Source organism: Krasilnikovia sp. M28-CT-15 (assembly GCF_047159595.1).
In the GTDB taxonomy this organism is placed as follows: Bacteria; Actinomycetota; Actinomycetes; order Mycobacteriales; family Micromonosporaceae; genus Actinoplanes.
On record NZ_BAAGAK010000001.1, the window covers coordinates 7,056,667 to 7,077,701 of the forward strand.

A 21,035-nucleotide genomic window follows, 5' to 3' on the forward strand; every position below is an offset into this window, starting at 1 on the left:
CCTGCCACGTGGGACGCGCCGGGTCGCACCGACCGCAGCTCAAGACTTGGCCAAGGCTGCACGGCCCCGCTCGGTCAGGCCGGGTCGACGGCCGCCGCTGACTCGGCGACCTGCAGCCGGGCCTCGTCCGGCACGTTCCGCTTCAGCACCGCCAGGGCGATCATGCCGAGCTCGTGGTGGCGCACCGCGGTGCCCACGAAGCCCACCGCGCGCCCGTCCAGGGTGACCGGGGTGCCCTGGGCGGGCGGATGGTCCGTGGCCACCCCGTCCAGGTGCAGCAGCACCAGGCGGCGGGGCGGGCGGCCGAGGTTGTGCACCCGGGCCACCGTCTCCTGGCCCCGGTAGCAGCCCTTGTCCAGGTGTACGGCGGCCGCGAGGAACCCGGCCTCGGCCGGGATGGTGCGGTGATCGGTCTCCCAGCCCAGCCGCGGGATGCGGTGCGCGACCCGGACCGCCTCGTACGCCCACAGCCCGGCCGGGGGCACCTCCAGCGCCGCCCGGACCGCCTCCACCTCGGGGCGGCGCACCAGCAGGTCCACGCCGAGCGGCACTCGGCGGGCCAGCCCGTACGCGAATTCCCGGACGTCGTAGGTCGCGGTCGGTCCCGGCGGCACCGCGCCCTTGGCGAACTGGGCGTCGGGCACCGGCGCGATGCTCGGCTCGGCCAGGCCGGTGAGGCCCAGCCGGGCGGCGGCGTCGGCGGCGTCCGGCCCGACCAGCGACAGCACCGCCAGCTCCGCGGTGGCGTCGCGCGGCTCCACCTTCGTGAAGAACCGCATCATCTCCAGGTACTTGAGCAGCCCGGCGCCGCTGCCCGGCTCGGTGTCCAGCCACGCGGTCGTGCCGTCCTCGGTGACCAGGGCGTGCTGCTCGACGTGGCCGTGCGGGGAGAGCACGAGCAGTTCGGTGCCCTGTCCGGCGTGCAGGTCGCTCAGGTGCTGGGTGGTGAGGGTGTGCAGCCAGCTCGCCCGTTCCTCGCCGGGCACCGCGACGATCTCACGGTGTGACCGGTCGACCAGGCCGACCGCGGTATCGAGCAGCCGCTGTTCGCGCATCGGGTCGCCGTGGTGCGCGGCGACACCCGCGTCGAGGGAGCCGGGGGTCAGGTCCTCGACCATGATCATGGGAGCTCCTTACAGTCACCGCAGACGCCGAACAGTGACACGTGCCCCACGTCGACCCGGAACCCGCGCTCCCGCTGCAGCTGCTGAGTCACCGGCAGCAACACCGACGGGTCGGCCTCGCCGACCGACCCGCAGCGGCGGCAGACCAGGTGCACGTGCTGGTCCTCGCCCGCGGGGTGGTAGGTGGGTGAACCGTGCGACAGGTGGGTGTGGTTGACCAGGCCCAGCTCCTCGAGCAGCTCGAGGGTGCGGTACACCGTGGTGATGTTGACCCCGGCCGCCCGTTCCCGTACGGCGTGGTGCACCTGCTCGGGCGTGGCGTGGCCCAGTTCGTACACCGCTTCCAGGATCAGCTGGCGTTGCGGGGTGAGCCGCAGGCCGCGTTCCCGCAGCTTGTCGGCGAGCGATGGGGCGGTCACGGTATGAGCATAGTTCGACATGCCGATGCGCCCCGTGGCGCCGGGGTGATGCCTCAGCCCCCGATGCGCAGCAGGCGGGCGGACATGTGCGGCTCCAGGCCCCGGCCCTCGGCCGCGACCTCCTGCGCGTACAGCAGGGCGCCCTCGACGATGCCGAACAGCCGGTGGCCCGCGGTGACCTCCTTGGCGGTGGGCGAGCGGACGATCGCGTCCGCCTCCATCTCCAGCCGGGTGCCGGTCACCTTCCCGAGGTACAACTCCATGATCCCGGTGGGGGTGCACATGGTGGCCTCCATGTCGTCCGTGGCCCGCCCCTCGGACGTGGTCACCGGGCGCCACCACCCGACCTCGCGGTTGGCCATCCGGACCGCCTGCGAGTCGCCGTCGAGAATCCACGCCCGCGACTCGTACAGCAGGAACGGCCGCCCGTCGTGGCTGATCCGGATCTCCTGGGCGAAGTTGAAGTCCTCCACCCCGGGGAACCCACCCTGACCGCGGCCACGCCACAGCCCGATGAACGGCAGCAGGCCCAGCAGCGCCGGATGCAGATCGGGCCCCGCGCGCAGGTCGTGGGTGTCCTCGTACGGGTAGGCCTCCACCGGGGGCGCGTTCAGCCACGGCGGCGGGCCCAGTGGGTTCTCGGCCGCCTCGTCGTTGCTCACCAGCGTCCCCTTGCCATCCGCACGGCCAGGTAGCCCAGGCCGCCCGCCAGCGCGCCGAACCCGGCGACCAGCAGGCTCACGAATCCGATCTCGGTAACCATGACCCGGTCATCGTAGTCAACACCGGGCGCGCCTAGGCTGACGGCCATGACTCGCCTGCTCGTGGTCAAGGCAACCGCCGGCGCCGACGCCCCGGAACGCTGCTCCCAGGCGTTCACCGTGGCCAGCACGGCCGTGGCGGCCGGGGTGGACGTCTCGTTCTGGCTCACCGGCGAGTCCACCTGGTTCGCCCTGCCCGGCCGGGCGGAGCAGTTCGAGCTGCCGCACGCCGCTCCCCTGCCCGATCTGCTGGAGTTGCTGCTGAACAACGGCCGGGTCACCGCCTGCACCCAGTGCGCCGCACGGCGCGACATCACCCCGGACGATGTGCTGCCCGGAGTGCGGATCGCGGGCGCCGCGGTCTTCGTCGAGGAGATCATGGGCGAGGGCGCGCAGGCCCTCGTGTACTGAGCCGCGGCCTCAGCGGCAACCGGTGGTGGCGCTGACCCGGGCCGTGCCGTCCGTCCTGGTCACCACCACGGACACGGCACCGCTGCGCCACGCCCAGGCCCGCGGCTCGGCCTGCACCACGCCCGCCCCGGCGGTCACCGGCTGCAGAGCCCGGCCCAGATCCTGGGGCACCGGGACAGCTTCGCTGGTCACGGTCCGCGCGGTGCCACCGGCCGGGCAGGCCACCTCGGTCACTGTCCCGGCGTCGGCGCCGGCCGCGCCGAGCGCCCGCAGTGCGGCACCGTACGCCGCGGGCACCGCCGACGCCGGTGGGCTGGTCGGCGTCAGGTTCACCCCGGCGGCGAGCGGACGGCAGCCCGTGGACACGTGCAGGGTCAGGACGGTGGCGTCGGCCGGGGTACGCGCGTCGATCGCCACGAAACCACCGGCGTCGGCGTACAGCTCCAGGCGGGTGCCGGACGGGCTGCGCCGCACCCGGGCCTGGTAACCGGCGGGCAGCGCCTGCGCGATCGCGTCGAGTGCCGGACCGGCCCCGCCGGCGCGCACCCGCAGGGTGACTTCGCGGACCGCCTCCACGCCGGGACGGACCGGGGTCAGGCGGCAGTCGCGGGAGAACTCCGTGGGGTGCAGCACGACGGCACGCCCGTCGGCGTCCGCCGCGGACATCAGCGCGCCGGTCGCGGCGTTCAGGAACGGCAGGGCCGCCGCGATGTCGCTCTGCTCGGGCACGGTGGGCGGATCATGACGTACGGACCAGACGATCAGTCCGGCCAGCAGCACCCCCCACGCCACGACGACCGCCCTCAGCCACGGGCGGCGCGGCGGCCGGGTGGCGGGCGGCGGCACGACGGGGGGATACGCCGGCTGGTTCACGCCGCCATGGTGGCATGGCAGGTCGCGGACGTGTGCAGGGGCGGGACCCGGTCCGGGTCCCGCCCCTGCGGCAACAGAGCGTGGGTCAGCTGGCGACGGTCAGGCCGACCTCGTTGACGCCGCGGGCGGCGTCGACGGTGAGGTCCCCGTTGCCGTTGCGGGACAGCGCCCGCAGCGTCCACTTGCCGGGGGCGGCGAAGAACCGGAACACCCCCTCGGGCGAGGTGACCACCTCGGCGGTGAATTCGCCGGAGGAGTCGAGCAGCCGGACGTACGCGCCGCCCACGGCCTCGCCGTCGACGGTGCGCACGGCACCGGTGATGACGGTCTCCTTCTCCAGGTCGACGCTCGCCGGCAGCGGAGCGGACTGGTCCGGGGCGGCGCACCCGGCAGCGGTGTTGGCGGGAGAAGTCATGATCACGCCTTTCCGGGCTCGTCGCCGAGGGCGATCGGCACGCCGATCAGGGATCCGTACTCGGTCCAGGAACCGTCGTAGTTCTTCACGTTCGCGCGGCCGAGCAGCTCCTTGAGCACGAACCAGGTGTGCGAGGAACGCTCACCGATCCGGCAGTACGCGATGGTGTCCTTGCCGTCCTCCAGCCCGGCGGCGGCGTACAGCTTGGCCAGCTCGTCGTCCGACTTGAACGTGCCGTCCTCGTTGGCCGCCTTGCTCCACGGCACGCTGATCGCGGTCGGGATGTGGCCGGCGCGCTGGGACTGCTCCTGCGGCAGGTGCGCGGGGGCCAGCAGGCGGCCCGCGTACTCGTCGGGGCTGCGCACGTCGACCAGGTTCTGCACGCCGATGGCCTGCACGACCTCGTCACGGAACGCGCGGATCGACAGGTCGGGCGCCTTCGCCTGGTACTGCGTGGCGCCGCGGCTCGGCACGTCCGTGCTGTACGGGCGGGCGTCCAGCTCCCACTTCTTGCGACCGCCGTCGAGCAGCTTCACGTCGCCGTGGCCGTACAGCTTGAAGTACCAGTACGCGTACGCGGCGAACCAGTTGTTGTTGCCGCCGTACAGGATGACGGTGTCGTCGTTGGCGATCCCGCGCGCGGACAGCAGCGCGGAGAACTGCTCCTGGTTGACGAAGTCGCGGCGGACCGGGTCCTGCAGGTCCTTCTTCCAGTCCAGCTTGACGGCGCCGGGGATGTGCCCACCGTCGTACGCGGTGGTGTCCTCGTCGACCTCGACGAAGACGATTCCCGGGGTTTCGAGGTTCTTCTCGGCCCAGTCGGCAGAGACGAGCGCGGTGTCGCGACTCATCGTTTGACTCCCTTTGTCGGGTGGGATGGGTGAGTCGTCACGCGGGGGAATTCGGCCGCACCCGCGCGGGACCCATCGGAACAACGGATCACGTGATTGGTGCGACGGCGCCACTGCCGGGCGTTAGATCCTGCGCAGCATGAGCGGCCCCGTCAGGCGACGGGGCGACACAGGCACGCGGCCACGCGACACAGGTCGATCGCGCGCCGTTTCGTGAGCAACAGGCTCATGGGAACGGACCCTACCAGCGGGTCCACAGCCCGGAACACCTTCGACCAGCATCCGGGACGGAGGCGGCGGTCACAGCTCGTCCGGGAGTCACACGCCGCCGGTGAGCGGAACGTCGTGCGCGCTCGCGGTGAACTCCAGGCCGTCCGGCTGCGGCTCCACCTTCTCCACGACCAGGCCGAGCGGCAGCTTGGGCACCTTCAGGTCGACCGCGAGGTCCTTGACGTACGCGTCGATGAACGAGCGGACCAGCGGCAGGTCGGGCAGCCCCGCGGCGTTCACATCGGAGAAGCGCACCCGCACGACGCCGTCGAGCACCTCCAACGTCGCCGTACCGGTGACCTGGACGGTCTGGCCGAGCAGCTGCACCGGCGCGGTGCCGACCAGCTTGCCGTCCTTTTCGCTGAGGGTGAGCCCGGGCTGGCCGATGAGCGCGGCGAGCTGGGCGTAGTCGACCGTCCCGGTGCCGGTGACCGTCCCCGCGAAGATGTCGCCGCGTCCGCTGCGCACGGTGTCCAGCGGGGCGTTCACGTCCGTCGCGGAGACCTCGAGTTCCGGCACTTTGACAGACTTGCCACCGCCCGCGGGCCCCTCGAAGTTACGCAGCACGATCGTGGTGCCGTCGTAGTGGCCCGAGCTGACCTGGGTCAGGAACGGCACCCCCAGGACGGTGACGTCCGGGTGATCCGAGCGGGCGCCCTGCGCGGCGACCTGCCCGGAGATGCGCTCCGCGATCACCCGTTCCGCGAACGCCGCCGCGACCCGGTCGGCCACGATCAGCCCGATGCCGAGGAGCACCACGAGGACGGCCAAGGTCACGAGCACGGGCCGCATCCGCCGCTTGCGGGTGCGGGGCGGGTCGTACACCTCGGCCACGTCTCCTCCTCCACCGACCATGAGCACGGACCCCCAGGACCGTACCCGTCCGGGGCCACCGGCAGACATCGTCCAGCGAATGCGGCAGATCCCCCGGCGGGAGTCGGTACGGCGGGGGTCAGGACAGATAGAAGGTCGCGAGGGCGTACGCCGCGGGCGCGGCCACCGCGAACGCACCGAGCGGCCCCTGCATGTGGCGAGCCAGCCAGAATGTCGGCACCTCCCCGGCCATGCTGCGCCCGGCCTCAGAGTAGTTGACGGCCAGGTCGACCAGCACCGCCAAGGCGGCCGTGACCAGGCCCAGCACGGCGCCCTTCGCCGGGTCGAAGGGCAGCACGAGCACGCTGCCCAGCGACGCCGCGGCCAGGGTGCCGAGCATGGCGCCGAGCACGATGCCGGTCGCGCCGCGCGGCACCTGCGGGGCCAGCCGCGGCTTGGCGTACCCGGCGTCGGTCACCCGGGCCACCAGCAGCGCGACTCCCGCCGCGGCCAGGCAGACCAGCACGGTCTGCGCGCCGATGGGCTGGCGGGCCAGCACCAGCAGGCACGCGTACGAGACCACTCCCACCACGATCATCAGGGTGGGGCCGAGGGCGTCCTTGACCCGCGGCCAGCCCGCCTGGCCGATCAGCTGCCCGAGCACCGCGGCGGCGAAACCGCCCGCCGCCGCGTAGCCGAGCGGGGCCACCCCCGGCTCGGCGGCGGTGATCGCCGCGTAGTCCGCCGCCCCGGCGGCCACGACGCAGGCGACGCCGACGACAGCGGGCTTGGGCGGCTGGACCGCCATCGTCCAGGCCAGCACGAACAGCAGCTGCACCCCGAAGATCACGATGGCGTACGGCAGGCGGGCGTCCGGCCCGGTGCTCTGCGCGCCGACGATCAGGCCGATGGCCAGCAACGCGGCGAATCCGCCGATGGCCAGCGACAGCTGGCGCCGTACCTCGACGAACTCGACCTCCTCAAGCTCGTCGTCGGCGTCGTCCGCAGGGCCTGATCCCGGCTCGGAGGGGGCGGGCTCGGGGTCGGGCACGGCGCCGAACACGCCCGGGACCCGACGGGGCGCGACTCGGGGAAGCTCCCGGGAGAGGTCCGGGCCCCACGGGTCGCGGTCGCCGTCCTGCGGCACCGGGGTGAAGTCGCCGCGCTGCGGCCTGGTGGGAGACACGCCTGCGATGGTGCCAGACCGGGTGCACCTGGGTCATCCGGCGACCGGGCGTCCCGATGCCACGTCCGGACGGGCCTGCCTCCCGCCTCGTCCGAACGGGTCGTTACCACTAGTCCGTTCGGTCGGGCCCGTGGCGTTCACTACATCACTCGACAACACGACCAGGGACTTCGTGCCCGTCCGTCGGTTAAGGTGAGCCCAGCCCACCCGTCGGTGACGCCGGGAACCCGATCCCCCGGTCTGCACTGCTCGCTGCGGCCGCGCCGCGTTGAGTACGCACACCGGGTCACCCATGCGGCCTCACGCCGCGAGGACGGAGGTGAGTGTGGAGATCCTTCTGTTGGTGACGGCACGTGCTGGTGAGGCGTCCGCCGTGCTGCCCGCGCTGGACCTGCTCCCCCACTCGGTGCGCACCGCCCCGCGCGACGTCCGCACACTGGTGTCCGGGCCCAGCCCGGACGCGGTCCTGGTCGACGCCCGTTCGGAGTTGTCCGAGGCCCGCGCGACCTGCCGCATGCTGCACGCGACCGGCTTAGGGGTACCGCTGATCGCGGTGGTCACCGAAGCCGGCCTCATCGCCCTGAACGCCGACTGGGGCGTCGACGACGTCATCCTGGCCACCGCCGGGCCCGCCGAGGTCGAGGCCCGGCTGCGCCTCAGCGTCGGACGCCTGACCAACGCCACCGCGGGCAGCGGCGGCTCGATCCGGGCCGGGGAGCTCAACATCGACCCGGACACGTACGCGGCGAAGCTCAAGGGGCGCCCGCTCGACCTCACGTACAAGGAGTTCGAGCTGCTGAAGTTCCTGGCGCAGCACCCCGGGCGGGTGTTCACCCGCGACCAGTTGCTGCGCGAGGTGTGGGGCTACGACTACTTCGGCGGCACTCGCACGGTGGACGTGCACGTGCGGCGCCTGCGCGCCAAGCTCGGCGCGGAGTACGAGGCGATGATCGGCACCGTGCGCCAGGTCGGCTACAAGTTCGTGGTGCCGCCGGCCAGCCGCCAGCTGCCCGACAACGAGCCGGTCTCGCTGCCGGTCTGAGAGCACACTGACCCATGACGACGGTGCGGCCGGTCCGCCACCTGGACCGGCTCACCGCCGGGGAGAGCGCCGCGGTGCTCGCCCTCGCCGCCGCGGCGGCCGAAACCGACGGCACGTTTCCGCTGGCCGAGGACACGGTGCTCGCCGTCCGCCACGGCACAGCGGGGCCCGGCGCCAGCCCGGACACCGCCGGGAGCGGCGCCGACGCGAATGCTGCGGCTGGTGGCGCGACGCGCGTACATCTCTTGTCTCATGCCGACGACGGCCTGGCCGGATACGCCTACCTGGACCGGTCGGATGCCGGGGCACCCGCCGGTGAGCTGGTGGTGCATCCGCGGCATCGGCGCGGCGGGCACGGCACCGCGCTGCTGCACGCGGCCGTGGCTGCGGCGGCCCCGCGAGGCGACGACATCGACGAAACGGGACACGCGACGCTGAGCGTGTGGGCGCACGGCGACGGTGCCGCCGCCCGCGCCCTCGCCGAGGGCGCGGGATTCACGCGGGCCCGGGTGCTGTGGCAGATGCGCCGCCCGTTGACCGAGCCGCTACCGGATGTGCCGCTGCCCGCCGGGGTGACCGTGCGCCATTTCCGGCCCGGTTTCGACGACGCCGGGTGGCTCAAGCTCAACGCGCGGGCGTTCGCCCACCATCCTGAGCAGGGCCGGTGGACCGAGGCGGACCTGCGGCTGCGGATGGCCGAGCCGTGGTTCGACCCGGAAGGGTTCCTGCTGGCCGTCGACGTCGCGGACGCCCAGCTGGGTTTCCACTGGACGAAGGTGCATCCGGCGCACGGCGACGTCCCCCGGATGGGGGAAATCTACGTGCTCGGCGTCGACCCGGACGGGCACCGGCGCGGCCTGGGAGCGGCGCTCAGCCTGGCAGGACTACAGCATCTGGCCCGGCTGGGGGTGCCGGACGCCCTGCTCTACGTCGACGAGTCCAATTCCTCGGCGGTGGCGTTGTACCGCAGACTGGGCTTCACGGTCTTCGCCGCCGACGTCAGTTACCAGAAACCGCTCTGACAAGCAGCCGCCGTCGGCGGATCTTGAAGAGTGGTGGTGCGGAGCCGACCGAAAGTCTTCACGCTGCCGCGCGGCCTGGAGCGGCGGTAACGGAACGGTCAAGCGTATGTCACGGCACCGTCTCGTCGCGCCCAAGAATCCGGCATTTCGGTCGCCAGGGCGTCGGTTCACGTAACGGACAACTCGCCCTCAGTCCTCGGTCACCTCACGGGGTCGACCTGTTCACCGCAGGTTCACTTGCGACCGGGGAACAGGTCATCTGGCCCTCCTAGCTTTCGAGTGGGCCGGTGAGACCGGCTTGCCGGGCCGATCGAGCCCGGCAATCCACTCGAAGGGAAAACCGTGAAGCTCCAGCGGTCTGGCCTGCTGGCCGGTATTGCTTTGACCGCGACCCTCTCGCTGGTCGCGTGTGGCTCTGACAACGAGACGGCGTCGCCGGCCGGTGGCGCGTCCGCCGCTGCCGCGAACTGCGCCGCGGGGGACCTGACGGCACAGGGTTCGACGGCGCAGAAGAACGCCATGGACGAGTGGATCAAGACCTACCAGGGTCAGTGTTCCAACGCGAAGATCAACTACCAGGGCACGGGCTCCGGCGCGGGCATCCAGGCCTTCATCTCCGGTACGGCCGACTTCGCCGGCTCGGACTCCGCGCTCAAGCCGGAGGAGCAGCCGCAGGCGGACGCCAAGTGCACCGGCGGCCAGGCGCTCAACCTGCCGATGCTGGTCGGCCCGATCGCGGTCGTGTACAACGTGGACGGTGTCGAGAACCTCCAGCTGTCCTCGAGCACCATCGCCAAGATCTTCTCCGGCAAGGTCACCAAGTGGAACGACCCGGCGATCGCCGCGGAGAACAGCGGCGCCCAGCTGCCGGCGACCACCATCGAGACGGTCCACCGCTCCGACGAGTCCGGCACGACCGACAACTTCACCAAGTACCTGAGCAAGACCGCCCCGGCCGACTGGACGTACGGCAACGCCAAGGCCTGGAAGGCGCCGGGTGGCACGGGCGCGGCAAAGTCCGACGGCGTGGCGGCTCGCGTCAAGAGCACGCCCGGCACGATCAGCTACGTCGAGCTGTCCTTCGCCGAGAACAGCGACCTGAAGAAGGCGAAGATCAAGAACGGCGCGGGTGAGTTCACCGAGCTGACCCCGGAGAGCGCGGGCAAGACCATCGAGGGCGCCAAGGTCGCCGGCACGGGCAACGACCTGAAGCTGGACATCGACTACAGCACCACCACGGCCGGGGCGTACCCGATCGTCCTCGTGACCTACGAGATCGTGTGCAGCAAGGGCAGCCCGAAGGCCGCGGCCGTCAAGGGCTTCCTGACCTACACCTCGAGCACCGGCGGCCAGGGGGCCCTCGCCGAGCTGGGCTACGGGCCGCTGCCCGAGACCATGCGTACCAAGGTGGCGGCCTCGGTCGCGGCCATCGCCTGATCCTGCCAGGGTCCCTCCGAGACGACAGCGAGCAGCAGATGGGCGAGTACCCCTCCGGCTCGGCGAACCTCGGCGCGGGCGGGTCGCGTGTGGCAGGACGCCACACCCGGCCCGCCGGCCACGGCGTTCCGCCAGTTCCCCCCGATGACGTCCCCAACGGCGGCCGTACGCCCCTCGGCGGCGGCGGCGCGCTGCCCCGCAAGGCGCGATTCTCCATAGAGAGCGGTTTCCGCGGCCTCAGCACAGCATCCGGCGCGATGGTGCTGGTCATCATCGTGGCCATCGCGATCTTCCTGATCGCCAAGGCCGTGCCGGCGCTACAGGCCAACACCGAGAACTTCTTCACGTACGAGAAGTGGTTCCCGAACGAGACACAGCCCAAGTTCGGTATCGCGGCCCTGGCCTTCGGGACGCTGCTGACCTCGATCATCGCCTTGATCGTGGCGGTGCCCGTGGCCCTGGGCATCGCGCTGTTCCTGTCGCATTACGCACCGAAGCGCCTGGCCAACCCGCTCGGCTTCGTCGTCGACCTGCTGGCCGCCGTGCCCAGCGTCGTCTTCGGCCTGTGGGGCCGGGACTTCTTCGTCGAGCCGGTGCGCGAACTCTCGGTGTGGCTCAACCACTACTTCAGCTGGCTACCCCTCTTCGACGGTGAGGGCCCGTTCGGCTACTCGATCCTGCTCGGCAGCCTCGTGCTGGCGATCATGGTGCTGCCGATCATCACCTCGATCTCGCGTGAGGTGTTCCAGCAGACCCCCGGCATGAACGAGGAGGCCGCCCTCGCGCTGGGCGCCACCAAGTGGGAGATGGTCCGGACGGCGGTGCTTCCGTACGGCCGGGCGGGCATCATCGCCGCGGTCATGCTCGGCCTCGGCCGCGCGCTCGGCGAGACGATCGCCCTGGCCCTGACGCTCGGCAGCGTCTTCGGGATCTCCTTCAACATCATCGAGAACGGCGGCAACAGCATCGCCGCGAACATCGCCAACACGTTCGGCGAGGCCAACGAGACCGGTCGCGGGGCGCTGATCGCCTCCGGCCTGGTGCTGTTCGCCATCACCCTCGTGGTCAACATGGCGGCGCGGGCGATCATCTACCGCCGCCGCGAGTTCCGGGACAGTGCGGCATGACCGAGTGCACCGAGCGCAGCGAGGGCATGCCGAAGGAGAGCCGGGCATGAGTCTGATGGAGCGGGAGAACATCGGCGTCGGGATGACGCCGGACAACATTCGGTCGCAGCGGCTGTCGCTCGGCGCGAACCTGGGGGTCGCGGTAGCCGCCCTCGCGATCGCGGCGATCGTCGTGCTGGGCCTGGATATCGGCGGCTGGGTGCTGGTGGTGGTGCTGGGCCTCGCGCTCTACCTGGCCGGGATCCTGTTCGCGGCCGGGCGCGTGGAGGGCAAGCGCGCCGCCCGGGACCGGATGTGGAAGACACTGATCTACTCCGCGTGCATTCTGGCGGTGCTGCCGCTGGCCTCCGTGGTGTGGACGCTGATCTCCAAGGGCTTCGAACGGCTGGACGCGACGTTCTTCACCACGTCGATGAACAACATCGGCGCGCGAGATGCGGGCGGCGGCGCGTACCACGCCATCGTCGGCACGCTGGAGCAGGTCGGCATCGCCACCCTGCTGGCCGTGCCGCTCGGTGTCATGGGCGCGGTCTACCTCGTCGAGTACGGCCGGGGCCGGTTCGCGCTGACGGTCCGCTTCTTCGTCGACGTCATGACCGGCATCCCGTCGATCGTGGCGGGTCTGTTCATCCTGTCGTTCTGGGTGCTCATCGTCAGCCCGATCTTCAACGACGGGCGCCCGCAGTACTCCGGCTTCGCCGCCGCACTGGCGTTGGCGGTGCTGATGCTGCCCACGATCGTGCGGTCCACTGAGGAGATGCTGCGGCTGGTGCCGGGCCCGCTGCGGGAGGGCTCGTACGCGCTGGGCGTGCCGCAGTGGAAGACGATTCTGAAGATCGTCCTGCCGACCGCCCTGCCGGGCATCGTCACCGGCGTCATGCTCGCGATCGCCCGGGCGGCCGGGGAAACCGCACCCGTGCTGCTGGTGGCGGGCGGCGCCAGCGCCATCAACGTCAACCCGTTCAGCGGCAACCAGATGTCGCTGTCGCTGTTCGTCTTCCAGCAGGCCGGCGACGCCTCCAAGTACGCCCCCGCCCGCGCCTGGACGGCGGCGCTGACGCTGGTCGCCCTGGTCCTCGTCCTGACGATCGCGGCAAAACTGCTCGCCCGTCGCAACCAGTTGACGCGATAAGAGGTGTCCCCCATGGCCAAGCGCATCGAGGCGCACAACGTCTCGTCGTACTACGGATCGTTCAAGGCGATCGACAACGTCTCCATGACGGTCGAGCCGAAGACGATCACCGCCCTGATCGGGCCGTCGGGCTGCGGCAAGTCGACGTTCCTGCGCTCGATCAACCGCATGCACGAGGTGTTGCCGAACGCCCGGATCGAGGGCCGGCTGACCATCGACGACCAGAACATCTACGACCCCGACGTGGATGTCACCGCGGTCCGCCGGATGATCGGCATGGTGTTCCAGCGGCCGAACCCGTTCCCCACGATGTCCATCTACGAGAACGTGGTGGCGGGCTTGAAACTCAACGGTGTCCGCAGGAAGTCCGTGCTGGACGACTCGGCGGAGCAGTCGCTGCGGTCGGCGAACCTGTGGGACGAGGTCAAGGACCGGCTCAGCCGGCCCGGCGCGGGCTTGTCCGGCGGTCAGCAGCAACGGCTCTGCATCGCCCGGACGATCGCGGTGGAGCCGCAGGTCGTGCTCATGGACGAACCCTGCTCGGCGCTGGACCCGATCTCGACGCTGGCGATCGAGGACCTGATGTTCAAGCTGAAGGACCGCTTCACGATCATCATCGTCACGCACAACATGCAGCAGGCCGCCCGGGTCAGTGACAAGACCGGCTTCTTCTCGATCGACAAGACCGGGGATCCGGGCCGCCTGATCGAGTACGACGACACGCAGAAGATCTTCAGCAACCCGAGTCAGCGCAAGACCGAGGACTACATCACGGGTCGTTTCGGCTGATCGTCACCGTGACGCCGCCGTCCTCCGCCAGCTCCACCCGGGGCATGACGGGGGTGGCGGCGTCACGGTGCGCGGAGGCCGCGACCACCTCGTCGGCCCGCTCGTACGCGGACAGTTCGTCCAGCAGCACCCGGGTCGGCGGCAGCATGGCCAGCCCGTCGGCGTCGGCCGGGCGGATCCACGCGGTGCGGTCGGCCTCGCCGGAGACGTCGCGCGGCTCCTGCCCGGCCGGGAGCAGGGCCACGAAGAACCAGGTGTCGAACCGCCGGGGCTCGAACTCCGGGGTGATCCACCGCGCCCACGGCAGCAGCAGGTCGTCGCGCAGCCGCAGCCCGCGCCGGGCCAGCACCTCGCTGAGGTTGAGCTGGCGGGAGAGCACCTGAGCCCGGTCGTCCTCCCAGGCGTCGCCGCCCACGTTCCCCACGGTGTGGTCGGGCTCGTCGGCCCGCCCGGCCAGCAGCACCCCGGCCTCTTCGAACAGCTCCCGGGCGGCGGCGCCCACCACGGCATGGGCCTGCGCGTCGGATATCCCGAGCCGGGCCGCCCAGTCGCCGCGCAGGGTCTCGGGCTGGTCCTCCGCGGCGACCGTGCCGCCGGGGAAGGCGTACATGCCGCCGAACGCCATGGTGGTGCGGCGGCGCAGCACGTACACCTCGAGCGTCTCGGGGTGCAGCAGCGCGACCGTGGCCGCGGGCCGTGGGGGCACCGGGGGTCCGGTGAACTCGCGCGCCCGGCGCGCCAACGCTTCCGGCAACTCGAGTCTGGTCACCGTCCGATCCTGCCACCGAACGGGCCGTGGGCGATACCGTACCGATCATGACCGAGGACGTGTCGCCGACGATCCGGTGGGGGATCCTGGGCACGGGCGCGATCGCCGCCACGTTCGCCGCCGACCTGCCGCTGGTGCCCGGGGCGGAGCTGGCCGCGGTCGGCTCGCGGCGGGCCGACACCGCGACGGCGTTCGCGCGGCGGCACGGCTTCGCCCGGGCGCACGGCTCGTGGGCCGAACTGGCCGCGGACGAGCACGTCGACGTCGTGTACGTGGCCACCCCGCACGCCACGCACCACGTGGCCGCGCTGACCTGCCTGGCCGGCGGCAAGGCGGTGCTCTGCGAGAAGCCGATGACCTTGGATCGGGCGTCGTCCGCGCAGCTGATCCAGCAGGCGCGTACCCGTGGGTTGTTCCTCATGGAGGCCATGTGGATGCGCTGCAACCCGGCGATCCGCCAGGTGGCCGGGCTGATCGCCGCGGGCGCGATCGGCGAGGTGACCGCGGTGCATGCCGACTTCGGGCTGGCCGGTCCGTTCGCGCCCGGGCACCGGCTGCGTGATCCCCGGCTCGGTGGCGGCGCCGCGCTGGACCTGGGCGTGTACCCGCTCAATCTGGCGCATCTCATCCTGGGCGCCCCGGAGTCGGTGCAGGCCTGGGCGCGACTGACCCCGGAAGGGGTGGACGAGAACACCGGGATGCTGCTCGGCTACGCCTCGGGCGCGGTGGCCGCACTGACCTGCGGGATCGGCGGTGCCACCCGCAACGCCGCCTCGATCACCGGCACCCTGGGGCGGATCGACCTTCCGCCGGAGTTCTACGTGCCGCAGTCGTTCGTGGTGCACCGCGACGGCCGCGCGGAGACGTTCGAGGTGCCGTTCCCCGGGCACGGCTACCAGTTCGAGGCGGCCGAGGTGCAGCGCTGCCTGGCCGCCGGGGAGTTGGAGAGCCCGCTGGTGCCGCAGGCGGCCACCCTGGAGATCATGAGCACGCTGGACACGGTCCGGGCGCAGATCGGCGTCAGCTACGACCTCGATCCGCCCACCGCACTCAGCTGAACAGGGGACGGACCGCGAAGTAGCTGATCGCCGCGATCGTGCCCGCGGCCGGGAAGGTGAGGATCCACGCCACCACGATGTTTCCGGCAACTCCCCACCGAACCGCGGAGAGGCGTTTCGTCGCGCCGACGCCCATGATCGCCGAGGTGATGGTGTGAGTCGTGGAGATCGGCGCGCCGAGGCCGATGCCGAAGACGAACAGGGTCCCGCTGGCCACGGTCTCCGCGGCGAACCCCTCGGGCGGCCCCAAGTGGATGATCTTTCGCCCGAGGGTGCGGATGATCCGCCACCCGCCCGCATACGTGCCCAGGGCCAGCACGGTGGCTGAGGTCCAGTAGGTCCACTGCGGGATGTACGTCGGCGAGTCCTGGTACCCGCCGACGTAGAGGGCGAGCACGATGATGCCGATGGTCTTCGCGGCGTCCTGCAGGCCGTGGCCGAGCGACATGGCGGCGGCGGAGACGGTCTGCGCCATCCGGAACCCGCGGTTCAGGCGCGCCGGGTGGCCACGCCGGAACAGCCACAGGATGGCCAGCATGAAGAGGAACCCGGCGGCCAGGCCGAAGAACGGCGACAGCACCATCGGCCAGACGACCTTGTTGAGGATGCCGCTCCACTTGACCGTGCCGGCGGCCGCGAGGGTGGCGCCCACCAGGCCGCCGATGAGGGCGTGCGACGACGAGGACGGCAGCCCGAAGTACCAGGTGGTGAGGTTCCACACGATGGCGCCGAGGACACCGGCGAAGACCACCCCGAGGCTGGCCTCCCCGACCGGGAGGTCGACCAGGCCGCCGCCCACGGTCGCGGCGACCTTCGCGCCCGCGTGGGCGCCGATGAAGTTGCCGACGGCCGCCATGGCGAGGGCCACGCGGGGGGTGAGGGCCCGGGTGGAAACGCTGGTGGCGATGGCGTTCGCCGCGTCGTGGAAGCCGTTGGTGTAGTCGAACACCATCGCGGCGATGATCACCGCGAGCACGGCGAAGAACTCAGCGGACAAGGTCTAGGACTCCTTGACCGTGATGGTCTCGACGGTGTTCGCCACGTGCTCGAACGCGTCGCAGGCCGCCTCCAGCTCGTCCGCGACCTCCTTCATCTTCAGCACTGTGAGCGCGTCGTACTCGCCGGAGAAGAGCCGGACCAGCAGCATCCGGTACGCCCGGTCGCCGTCGTTCTCCAGCCGGTTGATCTCGATCCAGTACTCCTCGAGATTCTTCATCGTGCGCAGCCGGGGCATCGCCTCGGCGGTCAGCTTGGCCTGCTGGTCCAGGACGTGGACCAGCTCGTGCATCTCGCGCGGCAGCGACGGCAGCGCGGTGAGGCCGTACAGGTAGAGCAGGTTGCCGACCGCTTCGAGGTGGTCCATGACGTCATCGAGCTGCGAGCCGAGGGAGTAGATGTCCTCCCGGTCGAACGGCGTGACGAACGTCGAGTTGATCTTCTTGTACAGGTCGTGGGTGATCTGGTCGCTGTCGTGCTCGACGTCGGTGAGCCGGTCGCTGACGGACTGCACGTCGACGTCGGGCAGGGCGAGCTCGTTGAGCAGCTCGGTGCCCCGCACGAGGTTCTGCGCGGCCTTGGTGAAAAGGTCGTAGAAGGCACCCTCGGTGGGGCGGAAGGAAAACTTCACGGCGCGAACCTCGCGGGACGGGTGGGCAGGTGGGGACCCGCCGCGGCGGGCACGGCGAACTCCGGGGGAATGCTAGGTAACGCGTCGGTGGGCATGCACCCCGCCTACCCCTGCTCAGCGGCAGTTCAACCGCAGTTCATCTGATGTTCACCATCGTGATCCATGGATGGGTATCGCCGACGACGCAGATCAGACCCGCCGGACCGCGTCGGCGCGGGTCGGATGCGGCGCGCGGTGCGGCGCGGGCGAGGTGCGCCGGACCGCGCGGGCCGGCTCCGCCGGCGGCGGCACGGGCTGGCTCACCGGGCACTGACGCAGATGCCGGATCAGGCCCGCCTGATCGGTGTCGGCGATGACGTCCACCCCGGCCGCGCAGAGTTCGGCCCAGATCGCCCGGCGCGCCCGGCGGGAGCCCTCCGTCAGCCCGGAGATCCGCACCATGCGCCCGTCCTCATGCGCGGCGCGCACCATCGCGTGCAGCAGGTGCCTCTCCTCCGCGGAGATGGGCTCGCGGCCGTCCCAGCCGAACCGCCGGGACCACGACTCACTGATCATCGGCACCAGCGACGGCGGGGCCGACCGGGTGCCGATGTCGTCGAACGTGCCGTCGGCGAAGGCGTACCGGACCGGCTGGGCGGCCAGCAGCTCACGGACGTCCACGATCCCGGCCACGGCCACGGTCACCGCGCCCGGCTCCAGCACCCCGTCCACGCAGCGGCTCAGCAGCTGGGCGTGATCGCGCAGCTGCCGGTCCAGCATCCGGTACGCCCGCAGCAGCGTCTCGGCGTCGCGGTGCGGCCCGACGAACTCCACCACCAGCCGGAACGGCAGCCGTTGGTCACGGCGCAGGCGGCCACCGCCGGCCTTGGCCCGGACGAACAGCGGGGACAGCACGAGCCGGCGCAGCGTACGCCCCGGCTGGGGTGCGCCCGGCCCGATGAACAGCTCGCCGTGCGGCCCGGGGTGCACCGGGACGGTCAGGCCGGCCAGCCCGCGCCGCAGCACCCCGGGCAGCGGGTCGGTCTCCTGCGGCCGGATGATCGCGTGTCCCCACGGCAGGTACGGCTGTGGATGGCGCAGCAACGAGAAGCCGACCGAGACGGCACCGACCGTACCGGCCACCCCCGCCAGACCACCCGCGATTGTCGAGATGTCCCCCGCCACCGACACGCCCCCCATCCCGCCACATGAATAGGACTAAACGTACTTATCGCTCAGACCACTGTGTCACATGTGACACCGACACCCGGGTATATCTTGCGGAGAAATCCCTCGTGACGTCGCGTGTCGTCAGGGACGGGAGGAAAGGAACGGCCTGCGGCCGGGGTCGATCAGTCGACGACGGCGGACAGCCACTTGCGGTACGCCGACGCGAACGGCTCCGTGCCGTCGCCGAGCGCGACCAGCAGCCGCTCCGCCGCCGCCTGCGCCGCGACGACCACGTCGTCCGGGTACCCGAAATGGACCCGGTGCTCCTCGAACTCGTCCTCGTCGCGCAGCTCGACCAACCCGGACTCCCGGCGGCGCACCACGTCCAGATCGAGGTCGATGATGTGCACCGTGTCGCCGTCCCACCGGGCGGGGGTGGTGATGTCGCAGTACACCTCGCTCGTGCGCGGCGGCGGGTTGAACATCGCCGTCCACCACGATTCGCGCGGGATCAACAGGACGAACGGGATCTGCTCGACCGAGGGCCGGCCGTGGTAGACCGATTCGGTGCCGCGGGTGACACCCACCCAGATGCCGAGATCGTCCTCGTTGAGCCGACGCGCCGGATAGTCGCGATGGGCCGAACCGTCGTACTTGGTGTAGACCACCCGGACCGTCTCGCTCGGCATGCTTGGCACCCTAACGGTGCGCGGGTTTCGTCGGTGGCGGCGGGTACGGTCTTCGTCGTGCCCGCCGCCACCCGTTCCCCGGCCACCGCCACCCAACTCCTCGCCGCCGCGGTCGGCGCGGTGCCGGGCGGGACCGCCCGCCCCGGCCAGGAAGCCATGGCCACGGCCATCGAGCGGGCCGTCACCGACCGCGAACACCTCCTGGTCCAGGCCGGCACGGGTACGGGCAAGTCGCTGGCCTATCTGACCCCCGCGCTGCTGGTCGACGGCCCCGTGGTCATCTCCACCGCCACCCTCGCCCTGCAGAACCAGCTCGTCGAGCACGACCTGCCCCGGCTGGCCGAGGCGGTCACGCCGATCCTCGGCCGCCGCCCCACGTTCGCGGTGCTCAAGGGGCGCCACCACTACCTGTGCCTGGCCAAGCTGGAGCACGCCGACGAGGAGGAGCCCGCCGACACCCTCTTCGACGACCCGCCCCGGCAGCGCTGGCTCGGTGAGGCCGGCCGGCTCGGCAAGCAGATCCAGCGCCTGCGCTCCTGGGCCGACAAGACCGCGACCGGCGACCGCGACGAGCTGGATCCCGGCGTCGACGACACCGCGTGGCGGCAGGTGTCGATGCCTGCCCGCGACTGCGTGGGCGCCGCCCGCTGCCCGTTCGGTGCGGAGTGCTTCGCCGAGGCGTCCCGGGCCCGGGCGCGGGAGGCCGACGTCGTGGTGACCAACCACAGCCTGCTGGCGGTCGACATGCTGGCCGGGCGCCACATCGTGCCGCCGCACAAGCTGCTCGTCATCGACGAGGCGCACGAGCTGGCCGACCGGGTCTCCTCGGCGGCCCAGGCCGAGCTGACCCCGGAGGCGGTCGAGCGGGCCGGGCGCCGCGCCCGCCCCCTGGTGACCCCGGCCGCGGCAGAGGCCATCGTCGAGGCCGGTGAGACGCTGGCCGCCGGGCTCGGCGAGACACCGGCGGGGCGGCTCACGGAAGGGCTGCCGCCGCTGCTGCACCAGGCGGTGACACTGATCGACGCCGCCACCCGCGCGGCCCTGGAGACGATCGGCGACGTCAAAGCGGACGACCCCGATCCGGTCCGCAAGCAGCAGGCCAAGGCCACCCTGGACGAGCTGTCCACGACCGCCCAGCGGTTGCTCGAGCAGGCCGCGCACGACGTGGCCTGGATCGAGAAATCCGAGACCGGCGGTCGGCGTGCGCTGGTCGTGGCGCCGCTGTCGGTCGCGGGCACCCTGGCCGGCAACCTCTACACCGACCGTACGGTCGTCGCCACCTCGGCCACCCTTACGCTCGGCGGGCGCTTCGACACGGTCGCCCGCGGCCTCGGCCTGCCCGTGGCAGCGGCGGCGGTCCCCGAGCAACGGTCCGGCGGCGCCGCCCCGACCTCGGGCGACGGCTGGAGTTCGCTCGACGTCGGCTCCCCGTTCGACTACCCCAAGCAGGGCATTCTGTACGTCGCCGCGCACCTGCCCCGCCCCGCCGCGTCCGGCCTGCCCGCCGCCGCGGGCGAGGAACTCGTCACGCTCGTGACCGCACTCGGAGGCCGGACCCTGGGACTCTTCTCGTCCCGCCGCGCCGCCACCCAGGCCGCCGAGCTGGTCCGCGCGCGTACCGATCTGCCGGTGCTGTTGCAGGGTGACGAGTCGTTGCCGATCCTGGTCCGCAAGTTCCGGGAGGACCGCGCCAGTTGCCTGTTCGGCGTCATGTCGCTGTGGCAGGGAGTCGACGTTCCCGGCGACGCCTGCCAGCTCGTCGTCATCGACCGGCTGCCGTTCCCCCGCCCTGACGAGCCGCTGGCGGCCGCGCGCGCCGCCGCGGTCGACGCCGCCGGTGGCTCCGGCTTCGCCGCGGTCAGCGTCCCCATCGCGGCCGTGCGCCTGGCCCAGGGCGTGGGGCGGCTGATCCGCTCCACCGGGGACCGTGGGGTCGTCGCGGTGCTCGACTCCCGCCTGGAGACCGCCCGCGGGTACGGCGCCTTCCTGCGGGGCTCCCTGCCCCCGTTCTGGTACACGACCCGTCCCGAGGCGGCGATCGGGGCGCTGCAGCGCCTCGCCGCCACGTAGC

General features: G+C 71.7%; 24 protein-coding genes. 9 read left to right on the top strand and 15 right to left on the bottom strand.

What is annotated here, in order from left to right; translation table 11 throughout:
• Positions 1 to 74 precede the first annotated feature (74 nt).
• The 4 genes from ACMCNO_RS32405 to mtfM are packed head-to-tail and all read right to left on the bottom strand — an operon-like array spanning position 75 to position 2,306.
• Positions 75 to 1,124, bottom strand: coding sequence for a YgfZ/GcvT domain-containing protein (locus ACMCNO_RS32405; RefSeq protein WP_412753218.1), 1,050 nt, complete (start codon positions 1,122 to 1,124; stop codon positions 75 to 77).
• Positions 1,121 to 1,543, bottom strand: coding sequence for a Fur family transcriptional regulator (locus tag ACMCNO_RS32410; RefSeq protein ID WP_412753219.1), 423 nt, complete (start codon positions 1,541 to 1,543; stop codon positions 1,121 to 1,123). Before ACMCNO_RS32410 ends, ACMCNO_RS32405 begins: the two co-directional genes overlap by 4 nt.
• A 53-nt stretch (positions 1,544 to 1,596) precedes the next feature.
• Positions 1,597 to 2,208 (bottom strand): FABP family protein, encoded by a 612-nt coding sequence (locus ACMCNO_RS32415; protein ID WP_412753883.1) that lies wholly within the window; start codon positions 2,206 to 2,208, stop codon positions 1,597 to 1,599.
• A complete protein-coding gene (gene mtfM, locus ACMCNO_RS32420) occupies positions 2,202 to 2,306 on the bottom strand; it encodes a small membrane protein MtfM (RefSeq protein WP_278044974.1) in 105 nt (34 codons plus the stop codon). The genes ACMCNO_RS32415 and mtfM overlap by 7 nt, the downstream gene beginning before the upstream one ends.
• 46 nt (positions 2,307 to 2,352) lie before the next feature.
• On the opposite strand from mtfM, the gene ACMCNO_RS32425 reads away from it, so the two are divergent.
• Positions 2,353 to 2,715, top strand: a complete 363-nt coding sequence (locus ACMCNO_RS32425; RefSeq protein WP_412753220.1) for a DsrE family protein — start codon at positions 2,353 to 2,355, stop codon at positions 2,713 to 2,715.
• A 9-nt stretch (positions 2,716 to 2,724) separates the two neighbouring features.
• On the opposite strand, the gene ACMCNO_RS32430 is transcribed toward ACMCNO_RS32425, so the two are convergent.
• The 6 genes from ACMCNO_RS32430 to ACMCNO_RS32455 all read right to left on the bottom strand — a co-directional run bounded on the left by ACMCNO_RS32430 (position 2,725) and on the right by ACMCNO_RS32455 (position 7,123).
• Positions 2,725 to 3,588, bottom strand: coding sequence for a hypothetical protein (locus tag ACMCNO_RS32430; RefSeq protein WP_412753221.1), 864 nt, complete (start codon positions 3,586 to 3,588; stop codon positions 2,725 to 2,727).
• 85 nt (positions 3,589 to 3,673) lie between these two features.
• Positions 3,674 to 4,003: a DUF1416 domain-containing protein gene (locus ACMCNO_RS32435; RefSeq protein WP_412753222.1), complete on the bottom strand. Its 330-nt coding sequence runs from the start codon at positions 4,001 to 4,003 to the stop codon at positions 3,674 to 3,676.
• Positions 4,004 to 4,005: 2 nt separating this feature from the next.
• On the bottom strand, positions 4,006 to 4,854 hold the full coding sequence (locus tag ACMCNO_RS32440; protein WP_412753223.1) for a sulfurtransferase: 849 nt from the start codon (positions 4,852 to 4,854) through the stop codon (positions 4,006 to 4,008).
• 152 nt (positions 4,855 to 5,006) lie between these two features.
• Complete coding sequence (locus tag ACMCNO_RS32445; RefSeq protein WP_341273990.1) at positions 5,007 to 5,084, bottom strand: Ms5788A family Cys-rich leader peptide; 78 nt, start codon at positions 5,082 to 5,084, stop codon at positions 5,007 to 5,009.
• Positions 5,085 to 5,172: 88 nt separating this feature from the next.
• A complete protein-coding gene (locus tag ACMCNO_RS32450) occupies positions 5,173 to 5,958 on the bottom strand; it encodes a DUF2993 domain-containing protein (RefSeq protein WP_412753224.1) in 786 nt (261 codons plus the stop codon).
• 118 nt (positions 5,959 to 6,076) lie between these two features.
• On the bottom strand, positions 6,077 to 7,123 hold the full coding sequence (locus ACMCNO_RS32455; protein ID WP_412753225.1) for a hypothetical protein: 1,047 nt from the start codon (positions 7,121 to 7,123) through the stop codon (positions 6,077 to 6,079).
• A gap of 319 nt (positions 7,124 to 7,442) precedes the next feature.
• Between ACMCNO_RS32455 and ACMCNO_RS32460 the strand changes: the two genes are divergently transcribed.
• From ACMCNO_RS32460 to pstB, 6 genes are all read left to right on the top strand, one after another.
• Entirely contained in the window at positions 7,443 to 8,165 is a 723-nt protein-coding gene (locus ACMCNO_RS32460; RefSeq protein WP_412753226.1) for a winged-helix domain-containing protein, read from the top strand.
• A 14-nt stretch (positions 8,166 to 8,179) separates the two neighbouring features.
• A complete protein-coding gene (gene mshD / locus ACMCNO_RS32465; protein WP_412753227.1) occupies positions 8,180 to 9,187 on the top strand; it encodes a mycothiol synthase in 1,008 nt (335 codons plus the stop codon).
• Positions 9,188 to 9,529: 342 nt separating this feature from the next.
• Positions 9,530 to 10,624 (top strand): phosphate ABC transporter substrate-binding protein PstS, encoded by a 1,095-nt coding sequence (pstS, locus tag ACMCNO_RS32470; RefSeq protein WP_412753228.1) that lies wholly within the window; start codon positions 9,530 to 9,532, stop codon positions 10,622 to 10,624.
• Between the two features lie 38 nt (positions 10,625 to 10,662).
• Positions 10,663 to 11,751, top strand: coding sequence for a phosphate ABC transporter permease subunit PstC (pstC, locus tag ACMCNO_RS32475; protein ID WP_412753229.1), 1,089 nt, complete (start codon positions 10,663 to 10,665; stop codon positions 11,749 to 11,751).
• An 82-nt stretch (positions 11,752 to 11,833) separates the two neighbouring features.
• On the top strand, positions 11,834 to 12,883 hold the full coding sequence (pstA, locus tag ACMCNO_RS32480) for a phosphate ABC transporter permease PstA (protein ID WP_412753884.1): 1,050 nt from the start codon (positions 11,834 to 11,836) through the stop codon (positions 12,881 to 12,883).
• Positions 12,884 to 12,895: 12 nt separating this feature from the next.
• On the top strand, positions 12,896 to 13,672 hold the full coding sequence (gene pstB / locus ACMCNO_RS32485; protein WP_412753230.1) for a phosphate ABC transporter ATP-binding protein PstB: 777 nt from the start codon (positions 12,896 to 12,898) through the stop codon (positions 13,670 to 13,672).
• Here pstB and ACMCNO_RS32490 read toward each other — a convergent pair.
• Positions 13,653 to 14,441, bottom strand: a complete 789-nt coding sequence (locus tag ACMCNO_RS32490) for an NUDIX hydrolase (RefSeq protein ID WP_412753231.1) — start codon at positions 14,439 to 14,441, stop codon at positions 13,653 to 13,655. The genes pstB and ACMCNO_RS32490 overlap by 20 nt on opposite strands.
• A 47-nt stretch (positions 14,442 to 14,488) precedes the next feature.
• Between ACMCNO_RS32490 and ACMCNO_RS32495 the strand changes: the two genes are divergently transcribed.
• Positions 14,489 to 15,499: a Gfo/Idh/MocA family protein gene (locus ACMCNO_RS32495; RefSeq protein ID WP_412753232.1), complete on the top strand. Its 1,011-nt coding sequence runs from the start codon at positions 14,489 to 14,491 to the stop codon at positions 15,497 to 15,499.
• On the opposite strand, the gene ACMCNO_RS32500 is transcribed toward ACMCNO_RS32495, so the two are convergent.
• The 4 genes from ACMCNO_RS32500 to ACMCNO_RS32515 all read right to left on the bottom strand — a co-directional run bounded on the left by ACMCNO_RS32500 (position 15,492) and on the right by ACMCNO_RS32515 (position 18,964).
• A complete protein-coding gene (locus ACMCNO_RS32500; protein ID WP_412753885.1) occupies positions 15,492 to 16,451 on the bottom strand; it encodes an inorganic phosphate transporter in 960 nt (319 codons plus the stop codon). The two genes, ACMCNO_RS32495 and ACMCNO_RS32500, sit on opposite strands and share 8 nt — an antisense overlap.
• A 48-nt stretch (positions 16,452 to 16,499) precedes the next feature.
• Positions 16,500 to 17,126: a DUF47 domain-containing protein gene (locus ACMCNO_RS32505; RefSeq protein ID WP_130509440.1), complete on the bottom strand. Its 627-nt coding sequence runs from the start codon at positions 17,124 to 17,126 to the stop codon at positions 16,500 to 16,502.
• A 189-nt stretch (positions 17,127 to 17,315) separates the two neighbouring features.
• Entirely contained in the window at positions 17,316 to 18,305 is a 990-nt protein-coding gene (locus tag ACMCNO_RS32510; protein ID WP_412753233.1) for a hypothetical protein, read from the bottom strand.
• Positions 18,306 to 18,457: 152 nt separating this feature from the next.
• Positions 18,458 to 18,964: a DUF402 domain-containing protein gene (locus ACMCNO_RS32515; RefSeq protein ID WP_412753234.1), complete on the bottom strand. Its 507-nt coding sequence runs from the start codon at positions 18,962 to 18,964 to the stop codon at positions 18,458 to 18,460.
• Positions 18,965 to 18,997: 33 nt separating this feature from the next.
• Here ACMCNO_RS32515 and ACMCNO_RS32520 point away from each other — a divergent pair, with 33 nt between their 5' ends.
• The gene (locus tag ACMCNO_RS32520; RefSeq protein WP_412753235.1) at positions 18,998 to 21,034 is read left to right on the top strand and encodes an ATP-dependent DNA helicase; all 2,037 of its coding nucleotides are present in this window, start codon (positions 18,998 to 19,000) and stop codon (positions 21,032 to 21,034) included.
• Position 21,035: the final 1 nt, after the last annotated feature.

What these genes read in the sequence shown, in the direction of transcription:
- mshD (WP_412753227.1), top strand. Translation starts at nt 8,180, where the DNA reads ATGACGACGGTGCGGCCGGTCCGCCACCTGGACCGGCTCACCGCCGGG.
- pstB (WP_412753230.1), top strand. Translation starts at nt 12,896, where the DNA reads ATGGCCAAGCGCATCGAGGCGCACAACGTCTCGTCGTACTACGGATCG.
- ACMCNO_RS32445 (WP_341273990.1), bottom strand. Translation starts at nt 5,084, where the DNA reads ATGAGCCTGTTGCTCACGAAACGGCGCGCGATCGACCTGTGTCGCGTG.
- pstC (WP_412753229.1), top strand. Translation starts at nt 10,663, where the DNA reads ATGGGCGAGTACCCCTCCGGCTCGGCGAACCTCGGCGCGGGCGGGTCG.
- ACMCNO_RS32440 (WP_412753223.1), bottom strand. Translation starts at nt 4,854, where the DNA reads ATGAGTCGCGACACCGCGCTCGTCTCTGCCGACTGGGCCGAGAAGAAC.
- ACMCNO_RS32500 (WP_412753885.1), bottom strand. Translation starts at nt 16,451, where the DNA reads ATGGTGTTCGACTACACCAACGGCTTCCACGACGCGGCGAACGCCATC.
- pstA (WP_412753884.1), top strand. Translation starts at nt 11,834, where the DNA reads ATGACGCCGGACAACATTCGGTCGCAGCGGCTGTCGCTCGGCGCGAAC.
- ACMCNO_RS32425 (WP_412753220.1), top strand. Translation starts at nt 2,353, where the DNA reads ATGACTCGCCTGCTCGTGGTCAAGGCAACCGCCGGCGCCGACGCCCCG.
- ACMCNO_RS32405 (WP_412753218.1), bottom strand. Translation starts at nt 1,124, where the DNA reads ATGATCATGGTCGAGGACCTGACCCCCGGCTCCCTCGACGCGGGTGTC.
- ACMCNO_RS32495 (WP_412753232.1), top strand. Translation starts at nt 14,489, where the DNA reads ATGACCGAGGACGTGTCGCCGACGATCCGGTGGGGGATCCTGGGCACG.
- ACMCNO_RS32510 (WP_412753233.1), bottom strand. Translation starts at nt 18,305, where the DNA reads ATGGGGGGCGTGTCGGTGGCGGGGGACATCTCGACAATCGCGGGTGGT.
- ACMCNO_RS32515 (WP_412753234.1), bottom strand. Translation starts at nt 18,964, where the DNA reads ATGCCGAGCGAGACGGTCCGGGTGGTCTACACCAAGTACGACGGTTCG.
- mtfM (WP_278044974.1), bottom strand. Translation starts at nt 2,306, where the DNA reads ATGGTTACCGAGATCGGATTCGTGAGCCTGCTGGTCGCCGGGTTCGGC.
- ACMCNO_RS32435 (WP_412753222.1), bottom strand. Translation starts at nt 4,003, where the DNA reads ATGACTTCTCCCGCCAACACCGCTGCCGGGTGCGCCGCCCCGGACCAG.